The sequence below is a fragment of the Janibacter sp. CX7 genome (assembly GCF_024362365.1).
Taxonomy (GTDB): Bacteria; Actinomycetota; Actinomycetes; order Actinomycetales; family Dermatophilaceae; genus Janibacter.
In genome coordinates, this window is sequence record NZ_CP101464.1 from 161,386 (window position 1) to 181,044 (window position 19,659).

The 19,659-nt window shown below is 73.4% G+C and carries 19 protein-coding genes; 8 read left to right on the forward strand and 11 right to left on the reverse strand.

Annotation, left to right across the window (positions count from 1 at the left end; genetic code table 11):
- Window positions 1-4: 4 nt before the first annotated feature.
- Window positions 5-847 carry an SDR family NAD(P)-dependent oxidoreductase gene (locus tag NMQ01_RS00840; protein ID WP_255185010.1) on the reverse strand — a complete coding sequence of 281 codons (843 nt, stop codon included), beginning with the start codon at window positions 845-847 and terminating at the stop codon, window positions 5-7.
- Window positions 848-876: 29 nt separating this feature from the next.
- Window positions 877-1,458 (reverse strand): hypothetical protein, encoded by a 582-nt coding sequence (locus NMQ01_RS00845; RefSeq protein WP_255185011.1) that lies wholly within the window; start codon window positions 1,456-1,458, stop codon window positions 877-879.
- A gap of 250 nt (window positions 1,459-1,708) precedes the next feature.
- On the opposite strand from NMQ01_RS00845, the gene NMQ01_RS00850 reads away from it, so the two are divergent.
- Window positions 1,709-2,509 (forward strand): maleylpyruvate isomerase family mycothiol-dependent enzyme, encoded by an 801-nt coding sequence (locus tag NMQ01_RS00850; RefSeq protein ID WP_255185012.1) that lies wholly within the window; start codon window positions 1,709-1,711, stop codon window positions 2,507-2,509.
- 20 nt (window positions 2,510-2,529) lie between these two features.
- The gene (locus tag NMQ01_RS00855) at window positions 2,530-3,540 is read left to right on the forward strand and encodes an aldo/keto reductase family protein (RefSeq protein WP_255185013.1); all 1,011 of its coding nucleotides are present in this window, start codon (window positions 2,530-2,532) and stop codon (window positions 3,538-3,540) included.
- Window positions 3,541-3,558: 18 nt separating this feature from the next.
- On the opposite strand, the gene NMQ01_RS00860 is transcribed toward NMQ01_RS00855, so the two are convergent.
- Complete coding sequence (locus NMQ01_RS00860) at window positions 3,559-4,068, reverse strand: glyoxalase/bleomycin resistance/extradiol dioxygenase family protein (protein WP_114204390.1); 510 nt, start codon at window positions 4,066-4,068, stop codon at window positions 3,559-3,561.
- Window positions 4,069-4,146: 78 nt separating this feature from the next.
- On the opposite strand from NMQ01_RS00860, the gene NMQ01_RS00865 reads away from it, so the two are divergent.
- Both NMQ01_RS00865 and NMQ01_RS00870 read left to right on the forward strand, forming a co-directional pair.
- Complete coding sequence (locus NMQ01_RS00865; RefSeq protein WP_255185014.1) at window positions 4,147-4,959, forward strand: helix-turn-helix domain-containing protein; 813 nt, start codon at window positions 4,147-4,149, stop codon at window positions 4,957-4,959.
- Window positions 4,960-5,126: 167 nt separating this feature from the next.
- Complete coding sequence (locus tag NMQ01_RS00870; protein WP_072623437.1) at window positions 5,127-5,576, forward strand: isoprenylcysteine carboxylmethyltransferase family protein; 450 nt, start codon at window positions 5,127-5,129, stop codon at window positions 5,574-5,576.
- Between the two features lie 887 nt (window positions 5,577-6,463).
- Here NMQ01_RS00870 and NMQ01_RS00875 read toward each other — a convergent pair.
- Window positions 6,464-7,255 carry an isocitrate lyase/phosphoenolpyruvate mutase family protein gene (locus tag NMQ01_RS00875; RefSeq protein WP_255185015.1) on the reverse strand — a complete coding sequence of 264 codons (792 nt, stop codon included), beginning with the start codon at window positions 7,253-7,255 and terminating at the stop codon, window positions 6,464-6,466.
- Window positions 7,256-7,498: 243 nt separating this feature from the next.
- Between NMQ01_RS00875 and NMQ01_RS00880 the strand changes: the two genes are divergently transcribed.
- The 4 genes from NMQ01_RS00880 to NMQ01_RS00895 all read left to right on the forward strand — a co-directional run bounded on the left by NMQ01_RS00880 (window position 7,499) and on the right by NMQ01_RS00895 (window position 10,946).
- Entirely contained in the window at window positions 7,499-7,972 is a 474-nt protein-coding gene (locus NMQ01_RS00880) for a pyridoxamine 5'-phosphate oxidase family protein (RefSeq protein WP_007927195.1), read from the forward strand.
- Window positions 7,973-8,122: 150 nt separating this feature from the next.
- Window positions 8,123-9,373: an ergothioneine biosynthesis protein EgtB gene (egtB, locus tag NMQ01_RS00885; RefSeq protein ID WP_255185016.1), complete on the forward strand. Its 1,251-nt coding sequence runs from the start codon at window positions 8,123-8,125 to the stop codon at window positions 9,371-9,373.
- On the forward strand, window positions 9,370-10,326 hold the full coding sequence (egtD, locus tag NMQ01_RS00890; RefSeq protein ID WP_255185017.1) for an L-histidine N(alpha)-methyltransferase: 957 nt from the start codon (window positions 9,370-9,372) through the stop codon (window positions 10,324-10,326). The genes egtB and egtD overlap by 4 nt, the downstream gene beginning before the upstream one ends.
- A complete protein-coding gene (locus NMQ01_RS00895) occupies window positions 10,323-10,946 on the forward strand; it encodes a hypothetical protein (protein WP_185221334.1) in 624 nt (207 codons plus the stop codon). Before egtD ends, NMQ01_RS00895 begins: the two co-directional genes overlap by 4 nt.
- A gap of 48 nt (window positions 10,947-10,994) precedes the next feature.
- On the opposite strand, the gene NMQ01_RS00900 is transcribed toward NMQ01_RS00895, so the two are convergent.
- The 7 genes from NMQ01_RS00900 to NMQ01_RS00930 form a co-directional block, all read right to left on the reverse strand.
- Window positions 10,995-12,341, reverse strand: coding sequence for a deoxyribodipyrimidine photo-lyase (locus tag NMQ01_RS00900; protein WP_255185018.1), 1,347 nt, complete (start codon window positions 12,339-12,341; stop codon window positions 10,995-10,997).
- The gene (locus NMQ01_RS00905) at window positions 12,341-13,351 is read right to left on the reverse strand and encodes an NADP-dependent oxidoreductase (protein ID WP_255185019.1); all 1,011 of its coding nucleotides are present in this window, start codon (window positions 13,349-13,351) and stop codon (window positions 12,341-12,343) included. Before NMQ01_RS00905 ends, NMQ01_RS00900 begins: the two co-directional genes overlap by 1 nt.
- Window positions 13,352-13,356: 5 nt before the next feature.
- Complete coding sequence (locus NMQ01_RS00910; RefSeq protein ID WP_255185020.1) at window positions 13,357-13,779, reverse strand: organic hydroperoxide resistance protein; 423 nt, start codon at window positions 13,777-13,779, stop codon at window positions 13,357-13,359.
- 2 nt (window positions 13,780-13,781) lie between these two features.
- Window positions 13,782-14,237 carry a MarR family winged helix-turn-helix transcriptional regulator gene (locus NMQ01_RS00915; RefSeq protein WP_255185021.1) on the reverse strand — a complete coding sequence of 152 codons (456 nt, stop codon included), beginning with the start codon at window positions 14,235-14,237 and terminating at the stop codon, window positions 13,782-13,784.
- A gap of 58 nt (window positions 14,238-14,295) precedes the next feature.
- Window positions 14,296-14,877: a hypothetical protein gene (locus NMQ01_RS00920; RefSeq protein WP_255185022.1), complete on the reverse strand. Its 582-nt coding sequence runs from the start codon at window positions 14,875-14,877 to the stop codon at window positions 14,296-14,298.
- Window positions 14,874-15,824: a WXG100 family type VII secretion target gene (locus NMQ01_RS00925; protein ID WP_255185023.1), complete on the reverse strand. Its 951-nt coding sequence runs from the start codon at window positions 15,822-15,824 to the stop codon at window positions 14,874-14,876. The genes NMQ01_RS00920 and NMQ01_RS00925 overlap by 4 nt, the downstream gene beginning before the upstream one ends.
- Window positions 15,825-16,009: 185 nt before the next feature.
- Complete coding sequence (locus tag NMQ01_RS00930; protein WP_255185024.1) at window positions 16,010-19,651, reverse strand: DUF2126 domain-containing protein; 3,642 nt, start codon at window positions 19,649-19,651, stop codon at window positions 16,010-16,012.
- Window positions 19,652-19,659 lie beyond the last annotated feature (8 nt).

Consider the following 19,659-nt stretch of genomic DNA (forward strand, 5'->3'; position numbering starts at 1 on the left):
GTCGTCATCCCTGCTGCCGCAGGATCGCCCGGTACCCCTCGCGATAGGTCGGGTACCGCAGCTCGACCCCCGTCGCCCGCAGGCGCGCGTTGAGCAGGCGCCGGCCCGTCGGCTCGAGCATCCCGGTGGACTCGGGCCGCGGGACCCCCAGCTCGTCGGCCACGAGGTCGCGCACGTCGCCGGCGAGCGCCGGCTCGTCGTCGGTGCCGACGTAGAGGTCTGCCGGGTCCGCGGCCATCGTCAGCAGGTGGGTGATCACGGCGGCGGCGTCCTCGCGGTGGATCCGGTTGGTCCAGCGCCCGGGGTCGGGGTTGTCGCCGGCCTGCACCCGCTGCACGAGCCGGCTGCCGGGCCGCCCGTAGAGACCGCTGAGGCGCAGCACCGTGCCGTGGGGGAGGGCCGCGTGGAAGAGCGCCTCCGACTCGAGCAGGATCTGCGGCCGATCCGCCTGTGGCGCAACGGCGGTCGTCTCGTCGAGCTCTCCCTCGAGGTCGCCGTAGACGCTCGTCGACGACACGAGCACGGCCCGTCGAGGAGTGCCGGCCCGAAGCACCGCGTCCAGGCCTCGCCGCACCGCCTCGACATAGGTGGTGCGATAACCGGCCGGATCGCGCCGGTCGGGGGTCATCGTGATGACGAGCAGGTCCGCCGGCAGGTCGGGTACGGCCCCGGCCACCAGGTCAGCGGCCACGCCGCGGATGTGCGGCGGCAGGGCCGCGACGGTGCGACGCACCCCGGTGACGTCCACCCCCTTCGCATGGAGCGCGGTGCCGACGCGGATCCCGAGATCACCGCATCCCAGCAGCACAGCGCGAAGGGGGGAGCTGTCCGGTCGGTCCGTGGTCACCGCCCGATTATCCCACCCGGGCGCCGGCCCTACCGGGCGATCGGGACGGGCAGGTCGCGCTCGACGACCTCGGGGGTGTCCGTGATGGACCCGTCGGTCGCCACCCGGACGTCGTGGCGGACGAGGTCACCGTCGGTGACGGTCCACAGCCGCACCTCCCACGGCCCCTGACCGGTGGCCTTCGCGGGGGTGACGTCGTGGTCGCGGGTGATGGCGGCGATGCGGTCGGTCTGCTCGGGCGAGGGCTTCGGCAGGAAGCGGATGTCGTCGACGGCCTCGATGCGGGTGTAGCCCTTCGTCATGTCGCGGGTGGCGTCCGCGTGGACCGTGGCGAGCTCGACGGCCTGGTCGGCGCTGGTCACCTGCGCGCCCTCGGCCACCCGGCTCCACCGCTCGGGGAAGCCGCTGAGGACGACGACCTCGCTCCCTTCGCCCTTGACCCCGATGAACCATCGCTGCGGGTGCGCGCCCCCGCGGCTGAGCACGTCGACGACCTGCCAGTCAGCGAGTGCCGCCGCATCGACCGGGGTCGCGGTGGTGCCCTCCGCCCGCACCGCACGGGCGATCGACGGGCTCACGTCCTCCAACGCCGTGGCGATCTGGTCCTTCATGTCCGTGCCTCCTGGGCTCGTGCTGCTCTGGGCTGTCGTGCTGGTGGTGCTCGTGGGGGCATCCGCCCCGCAGGCCGTCAACGCCACGGCGAGGGCGAGGCCCGCCAGGACGCGGTGTGCTCGGGCGGGGGCGGGGGGCAGTGTCAGCATGGTGCGTGGACGCTATCTCGACCCCCGTGACGTCGACGTACGAGCCGGGGCGGGCCCCGGTCGATGGGGAGGTCTCCCCGTCGGCCCCTAGGGTGAGGCCATGACGCGACCTGACCCGCTCGACCTCTGGGAGCAGGCATCCCAGGACCTCCTCGCCGTCCTGCGCGACCTCGGCGACGACGACTGGGACCGGCCGGCGCTGCCGGGCTGGACCGTCCAGGACGTGCTCGCCCACCTCGCGCACCTCGAGTCCGAGGCGGCGGGCATGCCGCAGCCTGACGGCGGGCGCGTGGACGTCGAGGCGGCGGCCAACCAACCGATGCCCACGGACATCACCGAGGCGGGCGTCGTCGCGCGCCGTGGGCGCTCTGCCGCAACGCTGCTCGACGAGTTCGAGAACGCGTGTGCCCGTCGCCAGGAGGCGCTCGCCGGCCTCGACCTGTCCGACCCCAAGGCGCTGGCGCCCGGCTTCGCCGGTGAGCTCGGGTGGGACCTCGGCACCTGGCTGCGCAACCGCCCGATCGACCTGTGGGTGCACGAGCAGGACATCCGCCGGGCGACCGGCCGCGCCCTGACGACGACCGGCGTCGGGGCCGCGCACGTCGCCGGCATCATGACGCGCGCCTTCCCCGTGGCGCTGCGCCGGCTGCCCGTCGGCACCGCCGTCGTCGCCGAGATCTCCGGCCCGCAGGGCCGGGTGCTCGCTGCCCGGGTCGGCGACGACGGGAGGGCTGCTCCCTTCGACCCGAGCGAAGGGAGCGACGTCACCCTCGCGATGGACGACGCCACGTGGCTGCTGCTCACCGGCGGCCGGATCGACCCGGAGCAGGCGGACGTGCAGGTCACCGGCGACGAGGGCATCGCGCAGGTCGTCCTCGGGCGGCTCAACGTCACGCCCTGACCGGGCGTAGCGTGAGCCGCATGGAGTACCGATACCTCGGCAAGAGTGGTCTCAAGATCAGCGAGATCGCGTACGGCAACTGGCTCACCCACGGCTCGCAGGTCGAGGCCGACGCCGCGACCGCCTGCGTGCGCGCGGCCCTCGACCACGGCATCTCGACCTTCGACACCGCCGACGTCTACGCCAACACCAAGGCGGAGAGCGTCCTCGGCGAAGCCCTCAAGGGCGAGCGCCGCGAGTCGCTCGAGATCCTCACCAAGGTCTACTGGCCGACCGGCCCTGGCGGGCACAACGACTCCGGCCTGTCCGCGAAGCACATCCGCGAGTCGATCGACGGCTCGCTGCGCCGGCTGCAGACCGACTACGTCGACCTCTACCAGGCGCACCGCTTCGACACCGAGACGCCGCTCGAGGAGACGATGCAGGCCTTCGCCGACGTCGTGCGGCAGGGCAAGGCGCTCTACATCGGCGTCAGCGAGTGGACGGCCGAGCAGATCCGCGAGGGCCACCGCCTGGCAAGCGAGCTCGGCATCCGCCTCATCTCGAGCCAGCCGCAGTACTCGATGATCTGGCGGGTCATCGAGGGCGAGGTCGTCCCGACCTGCGAGGAGCTCGGCCTCTCGCAGATCGTGTGGAGCCCGATCGCCCAGGGCGTCCTCACCGGCAAGTACCAGCCCGGTCAGCCCCTGCCCGAAGGGAGCCGCGCCGCCCACGAGGAGGTCGGCGGCTCCATCGCGGGCCGGGTCCAGGACGACGCCCTGCTCACCGCGGTCCAGGGGCTGCGGCCGATCGCCGACGAGGTCGGCCTGTCGATGGCCCAGCTCGCCGTCGCGTGGGTGCTGCAGAACTCCAACGTCGCTGCCGCGATCATCGGCGCCTCGCGACCGGAGCAGGTGGAGGAAAACGTCGCCGCGTCCGGCGTGACGCTCGAGCCGCAGGTCCTGGCGCAGATCGATGCCGTCCTCGGCGAGCACGTCGAGCGCGACGCCGGCCTGACCGAGGCCAACGCGCCCAAGCGTCGCCCGAGCTGACCGCGGGGGCGGCCGGGCTCACCCCTGCCCGGCCGCCCACTCCCGCACCCGCGCCGCCGACTCCTCGTCGGACAGGTCCTCGACGCGGGTCATGACGGCCCAGCGCAGCCCGTGCGGGTCGCGGATCGAGGCGAAGCGGTCGCCGGAGACGAAGTCGGCGAGCGGCTCCCGGATCGTCGCGCCCGCGGCCTGCGCCTCGGCGACCACGGCGTCGACGTCGGGCACGTAGAGCGCGATCGAGGAGCAGACGACGTCGTCCTCGTGGGGTGCGACGAGACCGAAGTCCGGCATCGGGTCGGAGATCTGCAGCCGGCCCCGCCCGAAGTCGAGCGTCGCGTGCGCGACGAGAGTCCCTCCCTTCCCGTCCGGCATGTGCGTCACGTCGACCGTGCGCGCGCCGAAGACCCGCTCGTACCACGCGATCGCGCCCTGCGCGTCCTGCACGGTGTGGAAGGGGGTCAAGCTGGTGAACCCGTGCGGCACGCCGTGGTCGGTGTGCTGGCCGGTCGCTGCGGTGGTGGTGTCCATGGGTACGACGCTAGGCAGCCCGAGGGCGGGACGCTTGAAGATCTGCGCCAACCTCGTGGGTGCCCCTACGCTCGGCCCGTGAGCGAGGCGATCCCGCGCAAGGGCCAGCTGCGTCCGGACGCCCGGGCGCCGGTCTCCCGGATCCTCCCGACGGCGGAGGGAGAGCCCCTCGCGCGGTGGTTCTGGGTGCCGGAGTGGGACCTGCCGGAGGGGGCGGTGCACGAGGCGCTGACGCTGCCCTTCCCTGCGTGCCAGCTCGTCGTCGAGGCCGATGCGGTGCGGGTGTACGGCCCGGTCTCCCGGGCCTGGCGGCGCGACCTCACCGGGCGCGGCTGGGCCGTGGGCGCCCTGCTGCGTCCGGGGGCGGCCCATGCGCTCGTCGGCGACGTGGGCACGCTGCGGGACCGCGACACCGAGACGAAGGGGGCGACCCGCCTCCACGCGGACGTCACCCGGGTCATGGACGGCCCGGGCGACGCGGACGAACGGCACACCGCCGCAGCGCGGCTGCTCGAGGTCTGGCTCGCCACGCAGGTGGGGGCGGCGGTGGCCGCGGATCCCGACGCGGTCCCGGCCCGGCGTCTCGTCGAGCTGGCCGACAGCGACCCCTCCCTGCTGCGGGTCGACGACCTCGCCGCGCGACTGGGTGCGTCCGTGCGCACCCTGCAGCGCTTGGCGAGCACGCACGTCGGGATGAGCCCGGGGGAGATCATCCGTCGCCGCCGGCTGCAGGAGGCGGCCGAGCGCGTCCGTGAGGAGCCGGGAGCCGACCTGTCGACGATCGCCGCGGACCTCGGCTACGCCGACCACGCCCACCTCACACGCGAGTTCGGCAGGATGCTCGGCTTCACCCCGACCGGGTACCGCGCCGGGGGCACTGAGTCACACTGACTCAGTGTCCGGACCGCTGGGTCGCGGCACAGCCCGGCCCGGGAATGGCCAGTCGAAGAAGGAGCGCGACATCCAGGTCGCGGATCTTCTTCGACTGGCGGAGGGGGTGAGGTCCTCGTCATCATCGGGGCCTGTCCACGGAGGGCCGACGCGACTACCGTTGGTGCATGGAGCCCCTCTCGATCCTGCGCTCGCCACCCGTCGTCGGGCTGGCCTCGCTCGCGGCGCAACGCCTGCTGAGCCGGGGGTCGTCCACGTCACCTGCCACGTCGCTCCTCGGGGCGGCGGTCGCGGTGGCCGGCCTGGGGGTCGCCGCCGCCGGCATCCGCGAGATCCGCGCCGCGGGCACGACCCTCGACCCGACCCGCCCGGCCGACGCGAGCAAGGTCGTGCGCCAGGGCATCTATCGCTACTCCCGCAACCCGATCTACCTCGGTGACGCCCTGCTGCTCGCCGGCTACGCGATCCACCGCCGCGACCTGCTCGCCATCCTGCCGGTGGCCGGGTTCGTCGGGGTCATCGACACCTTCCAGGTCTCGGCCGAGGAGGAGGCGCTGCGCGACCGATTCGGCTCGACCTACGGCGACTACGTGGCGAGCGTGCGGCGCTGGTTGTGACCTTGGGCGCCGGCCCGCGCCCGCGTCTGCCCGCGCCCGTGAGCCGGCCCGCGCCCGGGGCGGCTCACGCCAACTGCTGGCCCGAGGTCGCCTGCGTGGCCCGGTCGTGCAGGTCGACGAGCACGGCGGCGTCTCCGTCCGGGCGTGACCGGTCACCGACAGCAGCTCGCAGACGGCACGGTGGGCGCAACCCCGCTCGTAGTCCCTGAGCCACTTCTCCGCGATCCGCTGGGCGTCACCGAGGTAGGGCCAGCTCGCACGGATCCTCGGCATGCCGACCCGGTGGGGCTTCGGCGTCAGCCGGGCCCGCGAGGTCTCGTGCAGTCCGCACAGCCGCACGTAGAGATCGTCCGAGCCGAGGTCGACGGGGGCCGTCAGGTCGGGAGGCCCGCTCGCCAGCCCGGTGATGATGACGCGCAGGCCGGCTGCGGTGCGATAGGTGCGCACACCGAGGTCGGGGTGCGCGGCCGCCCACCGGGCGATGCGCTCGAGCGCAGGGCGGGGGTCGGGCTGCCCGGTGCGAAACAGCTTGCGCTGAGGCGGCAGGTCGACGTCGGCCACGAGCAGGACGTCGGTGTTGAGCACCTCGACACCCATCCGGTTGCGCGTCACGGCCCCGATCAGTGCACCGTCGGCGCCGCGTACCTCGTGGAGGACCTCCTCGCGCACGGGCGTGCGGGGGTAGTAGTCGAAGCCGGCCCGCCCGCGGGTCAGCTGGTCGACGGCCGCGGCGAGCCGGTGCTGCGCGCGCATGGCCGCGTCGGCGGCCGACTCCGCCGACCACCCCCAGATGCGAAGGGGGAAGCGCCGCCCCTCGTGCTCGACCTCGGCGCTCGCGAACTGCCAGTGCTGGGGGAGGGGTCGCACGCGCCCGAGTCTGCCGGAGGTCAGTCCGACTGGTCGGCCAAGCCGGCCCGGCCGAGCCACGGGCCGGTGAGCTCGGCGACCGACTGGGTGAGCGCCTTTTGCAGCAGCGGGCCGAAGGTCACCCGGCGCACCCCCGCGTCGCGCAGCTCCTGCAGGGACCCCGAGGGGGCGCCGTCGACGGGGTGGGCGGTGACGTTGAGCGGCAGCGAGGTCGCCTCCATGAGGGTGGCGAGGGTGGCCGCGTCGGGGATCTTCACCGGGTAGACGCAGCGGGCCCCGGCCTCCTCGCACGCCCGGATGCGGGTGATCGCCTCGGCGACCGGGTCGGGGAAACGGTCGGTGCCGTGGAGCAGCGCGTCGGTGCGCGCGTTGATGACGAGCTCGATGTCGGCCTCGTCGGCGGCCTGGCGCAGCGCCCCGATGTAGTCGGCGTGCTCGGCAACCTCGCGCACCCGGTCCTGCGAGTGCACGGTGTCCTCGACGTTGATGCCCACCGCGCCGGCGTCGAGGACCCGCTCGACGAGCTCGGCGGCGGGGGTGTCGTAACCGGACTCGACGTCGGCGCTCACCGGCACGCGCACGGCCGAGCAGATCCGACGGATGCCGTCGAGCGCGTCGTCCAGGGTCATGCCCTCGCCGTCCTGCTGCCCGCGCGAGTCAGCGAGTGGGTGGCTGCCGATGGTCAGGGCGGGGAAGCCCGCGTCGACGACCGCACGCGCGGACCACACGTCCCAGACCGTGGGCAGGACGAGGGTCTCGTCGGTGTGGTGCAGGCGGAGGAGGTCGCTGGCCAGGCTCTTGAGATCGCTCATGGCTCCACCCTCCCAACTGGCGAAGGGGGCGACAAGGCCTCAGCCGATCAGGCCGGCGTCCCGGGCGAGCGAGACGGCCTCGCCGCGCGTCGCGGCGCCCGGCTCGGCACGGAGCGCCCGAGGTGGGCCCCGACATCGGTCAGGTGCGCTGTCGGGTGCCTCAGATCCGCGGGCCCCGTTTCGACACGAGTGGAGCGGGTAGTCAGCCGACGAAGACCGCCCCGAGAGCACAAGGAGCGCACGATGAGCGAGACCGAGATCGAGACCGTCGCCACGATCATGCGGGAGACGAGGATCGCCGTCCTCACCCACGTCGAGGACGGACGTCTGGTGTCGGTGCCGATGGGCACCCAAGACCTCGACGACCCGGGCACCATCCACTTCATCACTGAGGCCGACACCGACAAGGTGCGGGCGATCGCGGCCCACCCCGAGGTCAACATCGCGTATGCCACGGACGACGGCTGGGTGAGCGTCAGCGGCACGGCCCGTCGCAACGACGACCGGGAGTTGCTCGGGCGGCTGTGGGACGCGTCGGCCGGTGCCTTCATGGAGGGCGGCCCTGATGACCCGAACAGCACCCTGATCACGGTCACGGCCGACACCGCGCGCTACTGGACCTCGCCCGGCACCGTGGCGACGGTCGTCCAGATGGCCAAGGGACTCGTCAGCGACGGGCGGCCCGACCTCGGCGACACCGGCACCGTCAGCCTCTGAGCGACGCCGCGTCCCCGGCGTGTCGCGCCGCCCCCACGCGGTGCCACGACGCGCGCTCGTCGGGGGATGCGTGTAGCGTCGAACCCGTCCGAAGCTCCACTTGCCCGGTGCCCGACGGTGGTCGTCAACCTCCGTCGCATGGAGGACAGCATGACCACGACCTCTCCCCGATCAGACCTCGCCGCATTGACCGAGCGGTTCCTCGCCGTCAGGGCACGGACCGACCGGCTCACCCGGGACCTCGGTCCCGAGGACCAGACGCCGCAGTCGATGACCGAGGCCAGCCCGACGAAGTGGCACCGAGCCCACACCACGTGGTTCTTCGAGGAGTTCGTCCTCGGTGCCGACCCTGCCTACCGACCGCGCGACCCCGCCTTCCGCTATCTCTTCAACAGCTATTACGAGGCCGTGGGGGAGCGTCACCCCCGCGCCGCGCGCGGACACGTGACCCGCCCGGGCGTCGCCGAGGTCGCGGCCTACCGCCAGGACGTCGAGGAGCAGCTCGTCGCCCGGCTCGAGGACGGGACCCTCGACGAGGCGCTGCTCGACCTCGTCGAGCTCGGCTGCCACCACGAGGAGCAGCACCAGGAGCTGCTCCTCATGGACGTCAAGCACCTCCTCTCGGGCAATGTCCTCCAGCCGGTCTACGTCGAGCGGGCGCCCGACCCCGACCCCGCGGCCGACCCCCTCCCGCAGCGCTGGACGCACGTGCCCGGTGGGGTCACGCACATCGGAGACGACGGCAGCGGCTTCGCCTTCGACAACGAGCGCCCGCGTCACCGGGTGTGGCTCGACGACGTCGAGGTCGGCACCCGCCAGGTGACCAACGCCGAGTGGGTCCGGTTCATCGACGACGGCGGCTACGCCCGCCCTGACCTGTGGCTCTCCGACGGGTGGGCGACCCTGCAGGCCACGGGGTGGGACGCGCCCGGCTACTGGCGCCGGGACGACGACCACGGCTGGACGACCTTCACCCTGTCGGGACGCCGTCCAGTGGTGGCCGCCGAGCCGGTGTGTCACATCTCCTTCTTCGAGGCCGATGCCTTCGCCCGGTGGGCGGGCCACCGCCTGCCCACCGAGCAGGAGTGGGAGGCCCGCGCCGTGAGCGGTCACCAGACGCACGGCGGTCTGCTCGACCCCGAGCGCTGCCACCCCGGGCCGGCGGCCGAGGTCACCTTCGGCGACGTCTGGGAGTGGACGGCGAGCGCGTACCTGCCGTACCCGGGATTCGAGACGGCCCCGGGCGCCGTGGGCGAGTACAACGGCAAGTTCATGAACGACCAGCACGTCCTGCGGGGAGCCTCCGCGGTGACCCCGCCGGACCACCCGCGCACGACCTACCGCAACTTCTTCCCGGCCGCGTCCCGGTGGGCCTTCTCCGGACTGCGACTCGCCCGGTGAGCCGCGCCGAGCTCGAGGCCGACCTCCGCTCCGGCCTCTGGTCGCAGCCGGCGACCCTGCCGCCACGCTGGTTCTACGACGAGCGGGGCTCCCGCCTCTTCGACGAGATCACCACCCTGCCCGAGTACTACCCGACGCGTGCCGAGCAGGAGATCCTCACCCACCGCAGCGGCGAGATCATCGCGCTGAGCGCCGCGCGGAGCCTGCACGAGCTGGGGGCGGGCACGGCGACCAAGACCCGTGAGCTGCTCGACGCCCTCACCGCGCAGGGGCGGCCGGCGCTCTACGCGCCGCTCGACATCAGCAAGGAGGTCCTGCTCGAGGCCGCCGACCGTCTGCGCACGGACTACCCGGCCCTGAACGTCGAGCCGGCGGTCGCCGACTTCCACCACCTGCCACCGCTGTCGGGGGAGCCCGGTGAACGTCTGCTCGTCTTCCTCGGCGGCACGATCGGCAACTTCGAGGAGGACGAGCGCTCCGGATTCCTCGACATGGTGCACGCGGCCCTCGCCCCCGGTGACCACCTGCTCCTCGGAGCCGACCTCGTCAAGGACCCGGACCGGCTCGTCGCGGCCTACGACGACGGGGCAGGCGTGACCGCGCGCTTCAACCTCAACCTCGTCGACGTCATCACCCGCACCACGCCGGTCACGGGTCTGTCCCGCGACGACCTCGTCCACGAGGCCGCGTGGGACGACCGCGCCTCGCGCATCGAGATGCGGCTGCGTGCGGTGCGTGACATCACGGCCGACTTCACCGGGATCGGTCGCACGTGGCGCCTGGCGAAGGGGGAGCACCTGCGGACCGAGATCTCGCGCAAGTTCGACCTCGGCCTGCTCCGTGACGAGCTGACCGAGCACGGCTTCGAGCCGGTGACGAGCTGGACCGACGCGGTTGACGACTTCTCGCTGACCCTCGCCCGGGTCGCCGGCCGTGACGACGGCACGCCGTGACCCGCACCCTCCTCGAGCGCTTCCACGGGCGCATCCTCGGGGCGGGCAGCAGCAGCGGGCTGCGGCTGGTGGTCGGCGACTGGTGGGACTCGCCCCTCGGGGCCTTCACCGATGTCATGGTCGCGACGCCTGACGACCGTCGGGTCCTGCTGGCGCCGGACGACGAGGTCGCTCAGTACGTCGCCGCCACGTACTCCTTCGACGAGGTCCGGGTCGGCCCGGTTGCCCTGCAGGTCGACGATGACGTGTGGCGCCTCGACGCAGGCCCGTTGCGGTGCACGATCGGTCTGGGAGGGCGCACGGCCCTCGGCCTGGTCCTGCGAACCGTGCCCGAGCGGGTGGGGCGCAGCCGCGCCTTCGCGCATCTCGCCGACCCCATCGCGCGGCGGCTGCTTCCGGGGGTGCGCACCGTCGGCAGCGCCGGCGGTGGGCGGCGCGAGTACTACGGGGCGCACGACCAGCGGCAGGTGACGTCGCTGTCCGGCACCTGGTCGGGCCAGTCCATCGGCGGCCTCACCCCGGTCACGCCGCCGCCACGATTCGGCTTCAGCTCCACGCCCGCGTCACCCAGCCTGACGCGGGTGACGACGACCGTCGAGCGAGGCGTCGACGCGGACTGACGAGCGCAGTCGGGGCAGCGTGATGCCCGACCCGGCGAGCAGCTCGCCTCAGGTCGCCTCGTCGTAGCGCGCCAGGGCCTCGAGCCGCTCCTCCGCGTGGTCGACGATCCGCTCCGGGTAGTCGTGCGCGTACCCGTCGTCGTGCTTCCACGGCTCGTGCGCTGCGGCGCCCTCGAGATGGGCCAGCTCCGGCACCCACCGGCGCACGTACGCACCGTCGGGGTCGAAGCGCTTGCCCTGCGTGACGGGGTTGAAGACACGGAAGTACGGGGACGCGTCCGTGCCGGTGCCGGCGACCCACTGCCAGCCGTGGTTGTTGGACGCGAGGTCCCCGTCGACGAGGTGCTCGAGGAAGTGCCGCGCGCCGACGGGCCACCACACGTGCAGGTCCTTGGTGAGGAAGCTCGCCGTGGCCATCCGCACCCGGTTGTGCATCCATCCCTCGCCGAGCAGCTGGCGCATGCCGGCATCGACGATCGGGTAACCGGTGCGCCCCTCGCGCCACGCCTCGATGGCGTCTTGCGGTTCGTCGTAGCGAAGGGGGAGTGGCCGCAGGTCCTGCCACGCGGAGTCCGGGTTGGCCCAGAGCACGTCGGCGTAGAACTCCCGCCAGGCGAGCTCCGTGCGGTAGGTCTGCGCCCCGTCGCCGCGCTCGCCGCGCAGGTCGTGGAGGAGCTGGCGGGGATGGACGACCCCGAGGTGCAGGTCGGCGGACATGCGCGAGGTCCCCTCGACCGCCGGGAGGTCGCGATCGTGGTCGTAGTCGGCCAGCGCCTCGTCGCGGAAGCGCACCCAGCGCCGCCGGGCGGCGTCCTCGCCCGCGGTCGGCAGGTCGATCGGGCACTCGCGGGCCGCCTTGTCGAGCATCGCCTCGACCCGGCCGTCGGTGTCGGCCTCGATCCACTCGACCCCACGCGGCGCACTCGTCGGCTCGTCCCAGCCGTGCTCGCGCCACGCGGTGGCGAAGGGGTGAAGACCTTGAAGGGGTGCCTCCTTCGTCCGCACCGTGCCGGGGTCGACGGCAAAGGGCGAGCCGGTGGCCACACCCTCGACGCCGATCTCGCGCAGCGCGGCGACGACACGACGATCGCGCTCGACGCCGCCGGGCTCGTTCTCCCGGCTGACGTGGACCGAGGTGGCCCCGACCTCGCGGGCGACGCGCGGCACGACCTCGGCCGGGTCGCCGAGCCGGATCACGAGGCGACCGTCGAGGGAGGCGTCAAGTGCTCGCAGGGTGGCGGCCAGCCACGCGGTCTTCGCCGCACCGGCCGGCCCCCACATCGTCGGGTCGATGACGAAGAGGGGGAGCACCGCACCGCGTGAGGCGGCTTCCCGCAGGGCTGGGTGGTCGCGCAGGCGCAGGTCCCGGCGGAACCACATGAGTGAGGGCGCCATCAGAGACGGACGAGCATCTTGCCCATGTTGGCACCGTCGAGCAGGTCCATGAAGGCCTGCGGGGCGGCGTCGAGACCGTCGCGGAAGGTCTCGTCCGAACGCAGCCGCCCCTCGGCGAGCCACTGGGGCGCCCGGGAGTGGTACTCGGCGACGAGCTCGGGGTACTGACCGACGACGAAGCCGCGCAGGGTCAGTCCCTTGCCGATGGCGAGGGCCAGGTTGCGGGGTGCGGCGGGCGGCTCGGTCGAGTTGTACTGCGAGATCGCCCCGCACATCGCGACCCGACCGAAGGTCGACAGCGCGCCGATCGCGGCCTCGAGGTGCTCGCCGCCGACGTTGTCGAAGTAGACGTCGATGCCGTCGGGCGCGACCGAGGCCAGCCCCTCGGCGACGGGACCGTCGCGGTAGCTGAAGCCCGCGTCGTAACCCAGCTCGAGCACGCGAGCGACCTTGTCGGCCGAGCCGGCGGAGCCGACGACCCGGCCGGCGCCCAGCGCCTTGGCGATCTGGCCGGCGGCCTGCCCGACGGCGCCGGCCGCGCCGGAGACGAAGACGGTGTCGCCCTCGCGCATGCCGGCCACGGCGGTCAGCCCGACGTAGGCCGTCAGGCCGGTGAGGCCGAGGACGCCGAGATAGGTCGAGGCGGGCGCGGCGTCGGTGTCGACGACCCGCACGGACTTCGCCGGGAGCACCGCGTGCTCGCGCCAGCCGAGGCCGTGCAGCACGTGCTGGCCCACGGCGACGTCGTCGGAGCGGGAGGCTATGACCTCGCCGACGGCGCCGCCGTCGAGCGGGGCGTCGATCTCGAAGGGGGCGACGTAGGACTTCACGTCGTTCATCCGACCGCGCATGTAGGGGTCGACCGACATGACGACATTGCGCACGAGGACCTCGCCGTCGGCGAGCTGCGGCAGCTCGACGGTCTCGAGGCGGAAGTCGTCGGCGCTCGGTGCACCCTGGGGGCGCGCGGCGAGGACGATCTGGCGGGTGGTGGTGGGGGTGCTGGTCACGCGCCTCAGTCCTGGACGACCGTGACGGTCACGTCGATGTTGCCGCGGGTGGCGTTGGAGTAGGGGCAGACCTGGTGGGCCTGGTCCGCGAGCTGCTGGGCGGCCTCGGCGTCGAGGTGCGGCAGGGTGACCTCGAGCTCGACGGCCAGCTGGTAGCCGCCGCCCTCCTTGGGGCCGATGTGCACGCGCGAGCCGACGGCGGAGTCGGCGACGTCGACCTTGCCGGCGCGGGCCACGGCCTGCAGCGCCGAGTGGAAGCACGCGGCGTAGCCGACGGCGAAGAGCTGCTCGGGGTTGGTCCCCTCGCCCGACCCGCCCATCTCCTGGGGGATCGCGAGGTCGAGGTCGAGGCGGCCGTCGCTGGTGCGGCCGTGCCCGTCGCGGCCGGCGCCGGTGGCGAGGGCCTCTGCGGTGTAGAGAGTCTTCATCGTCATGCTCCTTGGGTGGGGGTGGGGGTGGGAGTGCCGACGGATGCGCAGAACCTCTGGGCCAGGCGACGCAGGGTCGCCAGCTCCTCGGGCTCCATGTCGACGGCGTCGTACAGGCGGCGCTGGATCGCCGCGACCTGCGTCTCGAGGTCCCGACCGGCGGTGGTCAGGTGGATCGTCACGCGGCGGGCGTCCTCCCCTTCGCGACGGCGCTCGACGAGACCGCTCGCCGACATGCGCTTGAGAAGGGGGGAGAGCGTCCCGCTGTCGAGGTGCAGCGCCTCGCCGAGCTCGGTGACGGTGCGGCCGTCGCGCTCCCACAGGGCGAGGAGGGTGACGTACTGGGTGTACGTCAGCCCGATCTCGGCGAGGCCGTCGCGGTAGGCCGCGGTCGCCGAGCGCGACGCCGAGTAGAGGGCGAAGCAGATCTGCTGGTCGAGCTGGTGGTCCGTCTGCACCTCTGAAGCATTGCACGCAATTGGTTTGCGCGCAATCTATTCGGGCGGATCGAGGTGTTCAGCGCGCGATCGGCACCGGCAGGCCGGCGAGCTCGACGCCGGTCCGCTCGGTCACCGCGCCGTCCGGCGCCACGGTCACCTCGTGGAGCACGAGGTCGCCGTCGGTGACCGACCACAGCCGCACCTGCCAGGGCCCGTCACCCGCGACCCGGGGCGGCTCGGCGAGCGCGCGCACCTGCTCCCTCGCCTCGTCGACCTGCTGCCGGGCGTCCGCCCCGGTGGCGGGGCGGAGGCGCAGGTCATCGGCAGAGGTCAGGAGCTGCCACCCCTTCGCCATGTCACGGGTGGCATCGGCCCGCGCGGTCGCCAGCTCGAGCGCCTCGTCGGCGGAGCCCACCCGGGTGCCGTCGATCTGCGCCCAGCGCTCGGGATGGCCGCTCAGCACGACGACGCGGCCGTCGTCGGCGACGGCGACGAACCACCGGGCCGGGTGCGATGCGCCGCGCCAGACGACGTCGAGCAGGCGCCACCCGCGCAGCGCCGCCACGGGCACGGGACGCAGACGGGTCCTGGCGTCGGTGACGACCGACGCCAGCATCGGCTCGTCCGTCGTCGTCGAGATGGTCGCGATGTCGGTCATGAGTTGTCCTCGTCCCACTGCTCGCCGTAGTAGTCCATGTAGGTCTCGTCGCCGTCGCCCGTCGACGGGGAGTAGTAGCCGCTCTCGAAGAGCTCGCGGATCGCGGCGCGCCCGGCGGCGTCGGCCTCCTCGGGGGTCGCGCCGGCGGCGACGGCCTCGTCGTGGGCCACGAGGTAGTTGGTGATGTGCTGCTCGTCGGTCGACAGCGAGCTCTCGCCGTCGGCCGCCTGGTAGTAGTAGGCCTCCTGGGTCATCGCCTCGACCTCGCCGTCGATCTGCGCCGTGACGTACTCGTCGCGGGTGACCTCGGTGGTCTCGACGGTCAGGCCCTCGATGTCCGAGCGGGCGTGGCTCGCCTCGTGGATGAGCGACCACTCGTCGGCCGTCGAACCGAGGACGATGACGTCGGTGCCGGGGTTGTAGAAGGTGCCGCCGTTGCCGCCCACGACGACCTCGATGCCCTCGTCGGCGAGCCACTGCAGCAGCTCGCGGCCCTGCTCCGTCTGCATCAGCTCGGGCACACCGGGGTCGTCCGGGTCGAGCCCCTCGGGCAGCTCCGCGCCGGGGGAGCGGGCGATCTTGGTCATGCCGTGCCCCGGCTTGGTGTCCGTGTCGCCGTCCCCGGTGGCGGGCTCGGGGCTCACGCCCGGGGCGAAGGGGGCGCCCCCCGGCCTTGTCGTGCTCACCTCGTCCTGGTCCCCGGCCTGTCGCCGCAGGTCGCCGGCGAAGCCGTCGAGCCGGCTCGCGAGGTCGTCGACGACCCGGCTGGCGCCGGCCCAGCCGTGCGCGAAGTGCTCGACGTCGGGGCCCTGCCAGGCGTCGCCGAGCACCGCCAGCAGCCGGCTGCCCGTGGTGCCGACGTCGCGCACGTCCTCAGCGCACCGCCCGAGCTGGGCGGCGATCTCGTGCAGGCGCGCGGTGTCAGCGCCGTGGGTCACCGGACTCATGGTCGGAGCCTAGGGAATCCGCCGCGCTGACGGCAGGGGGAGCGCTCCCCACGCCGTCCGGCCCCCGAACTTCGCAAAACCCTAGGGTCTTGCGAAGTTCCCCCCGGCCCACTCCGCAGGACCCTAGGGTTTTGCAGAGTTCGAAGGGGAGATCGGCGCCGGCTGCCGGCGGGCTCCCCGCGTGCTCAGGCCTGGTCGTCGGGAGCGCCCACGGTCTCCTGCACCGGGCCCTCCGCCGTGATCTCGACGACCGGCTCACCGTCGACCGGTGGCATGCCCGGGTCGACCGCCTCGGTCGGCGGGGTGGCGAACTCGTCCTCGGTGCCCGGCTGTCGGTCCGTGCCGGGGAAGCGGCGCAGGTCGAGCGTCACGGGGAAATCGGTGACGGCCGGGCCGAAGCCCGTCATCGGGTCGGGCAGTGCCGCCAGGTCGACCGGGCCGGGGGTGTGACCACTCGCGACGAAGCGCGCCGCCCGGCGCGACTCCGCGGACGCGGCGTTGACCGGGAAGGTGTCGTAGGCGACGCCGCCCGGGTGGGTCACGTGGTAGGTGAACCCGCCGAGGGAGCGGCCGGTCCACCGGTCGACGAGGTCGAAGACGAGCGGACCGTGGACCCCGATCGTCGGGTGCAGCGCCGAGGGCGGCGCCCAGGCGCGGTAGCGGACGCCGCCGACGAAGGCGCCGGAGCTCCCCTTCGCCCCGACGGGACCGCCCCAGCCCTGCTCGGCGACGGGGACCATGGGCACGGGCACGCCGTTGCACGTCACGACGTGCCGGCCCTCGACGAGGCCGACGGCGCGGACCTGGACCTTTTCGACCGAGGAGTCGACGTAGCGGGCGGTGCCGAACTGGCTGACCTCCTCGCCGAGGACGTGCCACGGCTCGATCGCGGTGCGCAGCTCGAGCTCGACGCCGGCGATCGTCGTGTCCCCCAGCCGCGGGAAGCGGAACTCGAGGAAGGCGTCGAACCACGCCGGGTCGATGCGTCCGGCCCCGGCCCGCTCCAGGTAGCGGTTGACGTCGTCGAGGACGTCGCGCAGGTCGGCGGCGACGAAGGCCGGCAGCAGGTAGCGGTCGTGCAGCCGGGTGCCCCACTGCACGAGCGGGCCCGTGTAGGGCTCGGCCCAGAAGCGCGCGACGAGTGCGCGCACGAGCAGCGCCTGCAGCAGCGCCATCCGCGGGTGCGGCGGCATCTCGAAGCCCCGCATCTCGAGCAGCCCGAGCCGCCCGCGCTCGGAGCCGGGCGCGAAGAGCTTGTCGATGCAGAACTCCGACCGGTGCGTGTTGCCCGTGATGTCGGTGAGCAGGTGGCGCAGCAGCCGGTCGGCGAGCCACGGGCGCGTGTCGCGCTTGGGCCGCAAGGTCTCGTCGAGCGGCTCGGTGACGTCGGACTCGACGTGCTCCATCGCGATGACGTGGTCGAGCTGCGCGAAGGCGATCTCGAGCTCGTAGAGCGTGTCGGCGCGGCCCTCGTCGACGCGCGGCGCCTGCGAGGTCGGGCCGATGAAGCGCCCGGAGAAGAGATAGCTCAGGGCCGGGTGGTGCTGCCAGTAGGTGACGAGCGAGCGCAGCAGGTCGGGTCGACGCAGCAGCGGGCTGTCGGCGGCCGTCGGTCCGCCGAGCGTCAGGTGGTTGCCGCCGCCGGTGCCGGTGTGCGCGCCGTCGAGTTCGAACTTCTCCGTCGACAGGTGGATCTGGCGCGCGTGCTCGTAGAGGCCCTCGGTCTGCTCGACGAGCTCGGCCCACGAGGCGGTCGGCGCGACGTTGACCTCGATGACGCCGGGGTCGGGCGTCACCGACATCGTGCGGACCCGGTCGTCGCCCGGCAGCGGGTAGCCCTCGAGGACGACCGCGTGGCCGGTCTCGACCGCGGCGCCCTCGACGGCGCCGACGAGCTCGAGGGCGTCCTCGAGGTGCGACACCGGCGGCAGGAAGACGAAGAGGTGCCCGTCGCGGTGCTGCACGGCCAGGGCGGTGCGCGGCGACTCGTCGATCGGCAGCACCCGGGCGGGTGCGGCATCGCTGGCCGGCAGCGTCGTCGGGTCGAGGGCGGGCAGCGCTCCGCGCGGGTCGAAGGGGGACCGCTCCGGCTGGTCGGGGCCCTCCGTCCAGGCGATCGAGGACAACGGCAGCCGCAGACCGGCGGGCGAGTCGCCGGGCACGAGGGCGAGGAAGCCGCGGCGGGTGCGCCACGTCGTCGTCGCCCAGCCCTCGCCGTCGGGGGCGGGGAAGACCGGCAGCACCCAGGCGGCCGGGGTGTCGAGGTCGACCTGCTCGTCGACCCGCGCGACGACGGCCGCGCGGTGCTCGGCGTCGGCGGCGTCCTCGCTGTCGGGGGCGACGTCCCCGGCGGAGGGGCCGTCGCCGTGGGGCAGGCGGGCCTCGGTGACGACCTGCTGCAGCGGGTCCTCGACGGCGGCGACGAGCTGCTCGGGCGGGATGCCTAGCCGCCGGGCGATGCCGAGCGCGAGGTCGCGGGCGGCGCCCGCGGCCTCCGGCGAGCCGGACTCCGCGCGCGCCTCGCCCCAGGGGTCGTCGAGCAGCTCCTGCGCGCGCCACAGCGGCTCGCCGTCGGTGCGCTCGCTCAGGCCGATCTGCCAGCGGGGGAGCGGTTCGCCGGGGTACCACTTGCCCTGGCCGTGGTGGCGCAGGGTGCCGGGCCCGGAGAGGCGCCGGGCGAGGGCCATGGCGAGCTCGCGCTTCTCCTCCCCGTCGGCGGCGGTGTGCCACTGCGGGTCCTTGGTCCCGCCGGCCGCGACGAAGGTCGGCTCGCCACCCATCGTCAGGCGCACGTCGCCCTCGACGAGCAGCCGGTCGACAGCCTCGCCGAGCTCGGTGATCCGGTCCCACTGCTCCTGGCTCACCGGCTTGGTGACGCGTGGGTCCTCGGCAAACCGGGTCACCGTGTTGCTGAAGTCGAAGCTCACCTGCGTCGGGGCGGTCGCGCCGCTGATCGGTGCGGCGGAGGCCGGGTGCGGGGTGCACGACAGCGGGATGTGCCCCTCGCCGCAGAGCAGGCCGGAGGTCGCGTCGAGGCCGATCCAGCCGGCGCCGGGGACGTAGACCTCGGCCCAGGCGTGCAGGTCGGTGAAGTCCTGCGCCGGGCCGTTGAGGCTGTCGTCGCCGACGGCGCTGAGGTCGGCGGTCAGCTGCACGAGGTAGCCGGAGACGAAGCGGGCGGCGAGGCCGAGCTGCCGCAGCGCGGAGACGAGCAGCCAGGCGGAGTCGCGGCAGGAGCCGATGCCCCGCTCGAGGGTGTGCTGCGGGGTCTGCACGCCGGCCTCGAGACGCACCGTGTAGTCGACGCTCTCGCGCACGGCGCGGTTGAGGCCGACGATGAAGTCGACGATCGGGGTGCCTTCGCCGACCTGCGCGTCGCGTGGCCCGGTGAGCAGGCCGGGCAGTACCTGCTCGAGCCACGCGCTCACCTCGGGGGCCGGGCCGCTGCCCTCCGCGCCGTCGTCGACGGGGCGCAGGTAGGGCGCGAGGTCCTCGCGCAGCTGCTCCGGGTAGGCGAAGGGGAAGGTCGCGGCCCAGTCCTCGACGAAGAAGTCGAAGGGGTTGATGACCGTCATGTCGGCGGTGAGGTCGACGGTGATCTCGAGGCGGGAGACCTTGTCGGGGAAGACGACTCGGGCCAGCCAGTTGCCGAAGGGGTCCTGCTGCCAGTTGAGGAAGTGCTCGGGCGGGTCGATGCGCAGCGAGTAGCTCGGGATCGGCGTGCGCGAGTGCGGCGCCGGCCGCAGCCGGATCGTGTGCGGGTAGACGTGGACGGGCTCGGCGAACTCGTAGGCCGTGCGGTGCTCGAGGGCCACTCGGATGGTCACCCTCACCA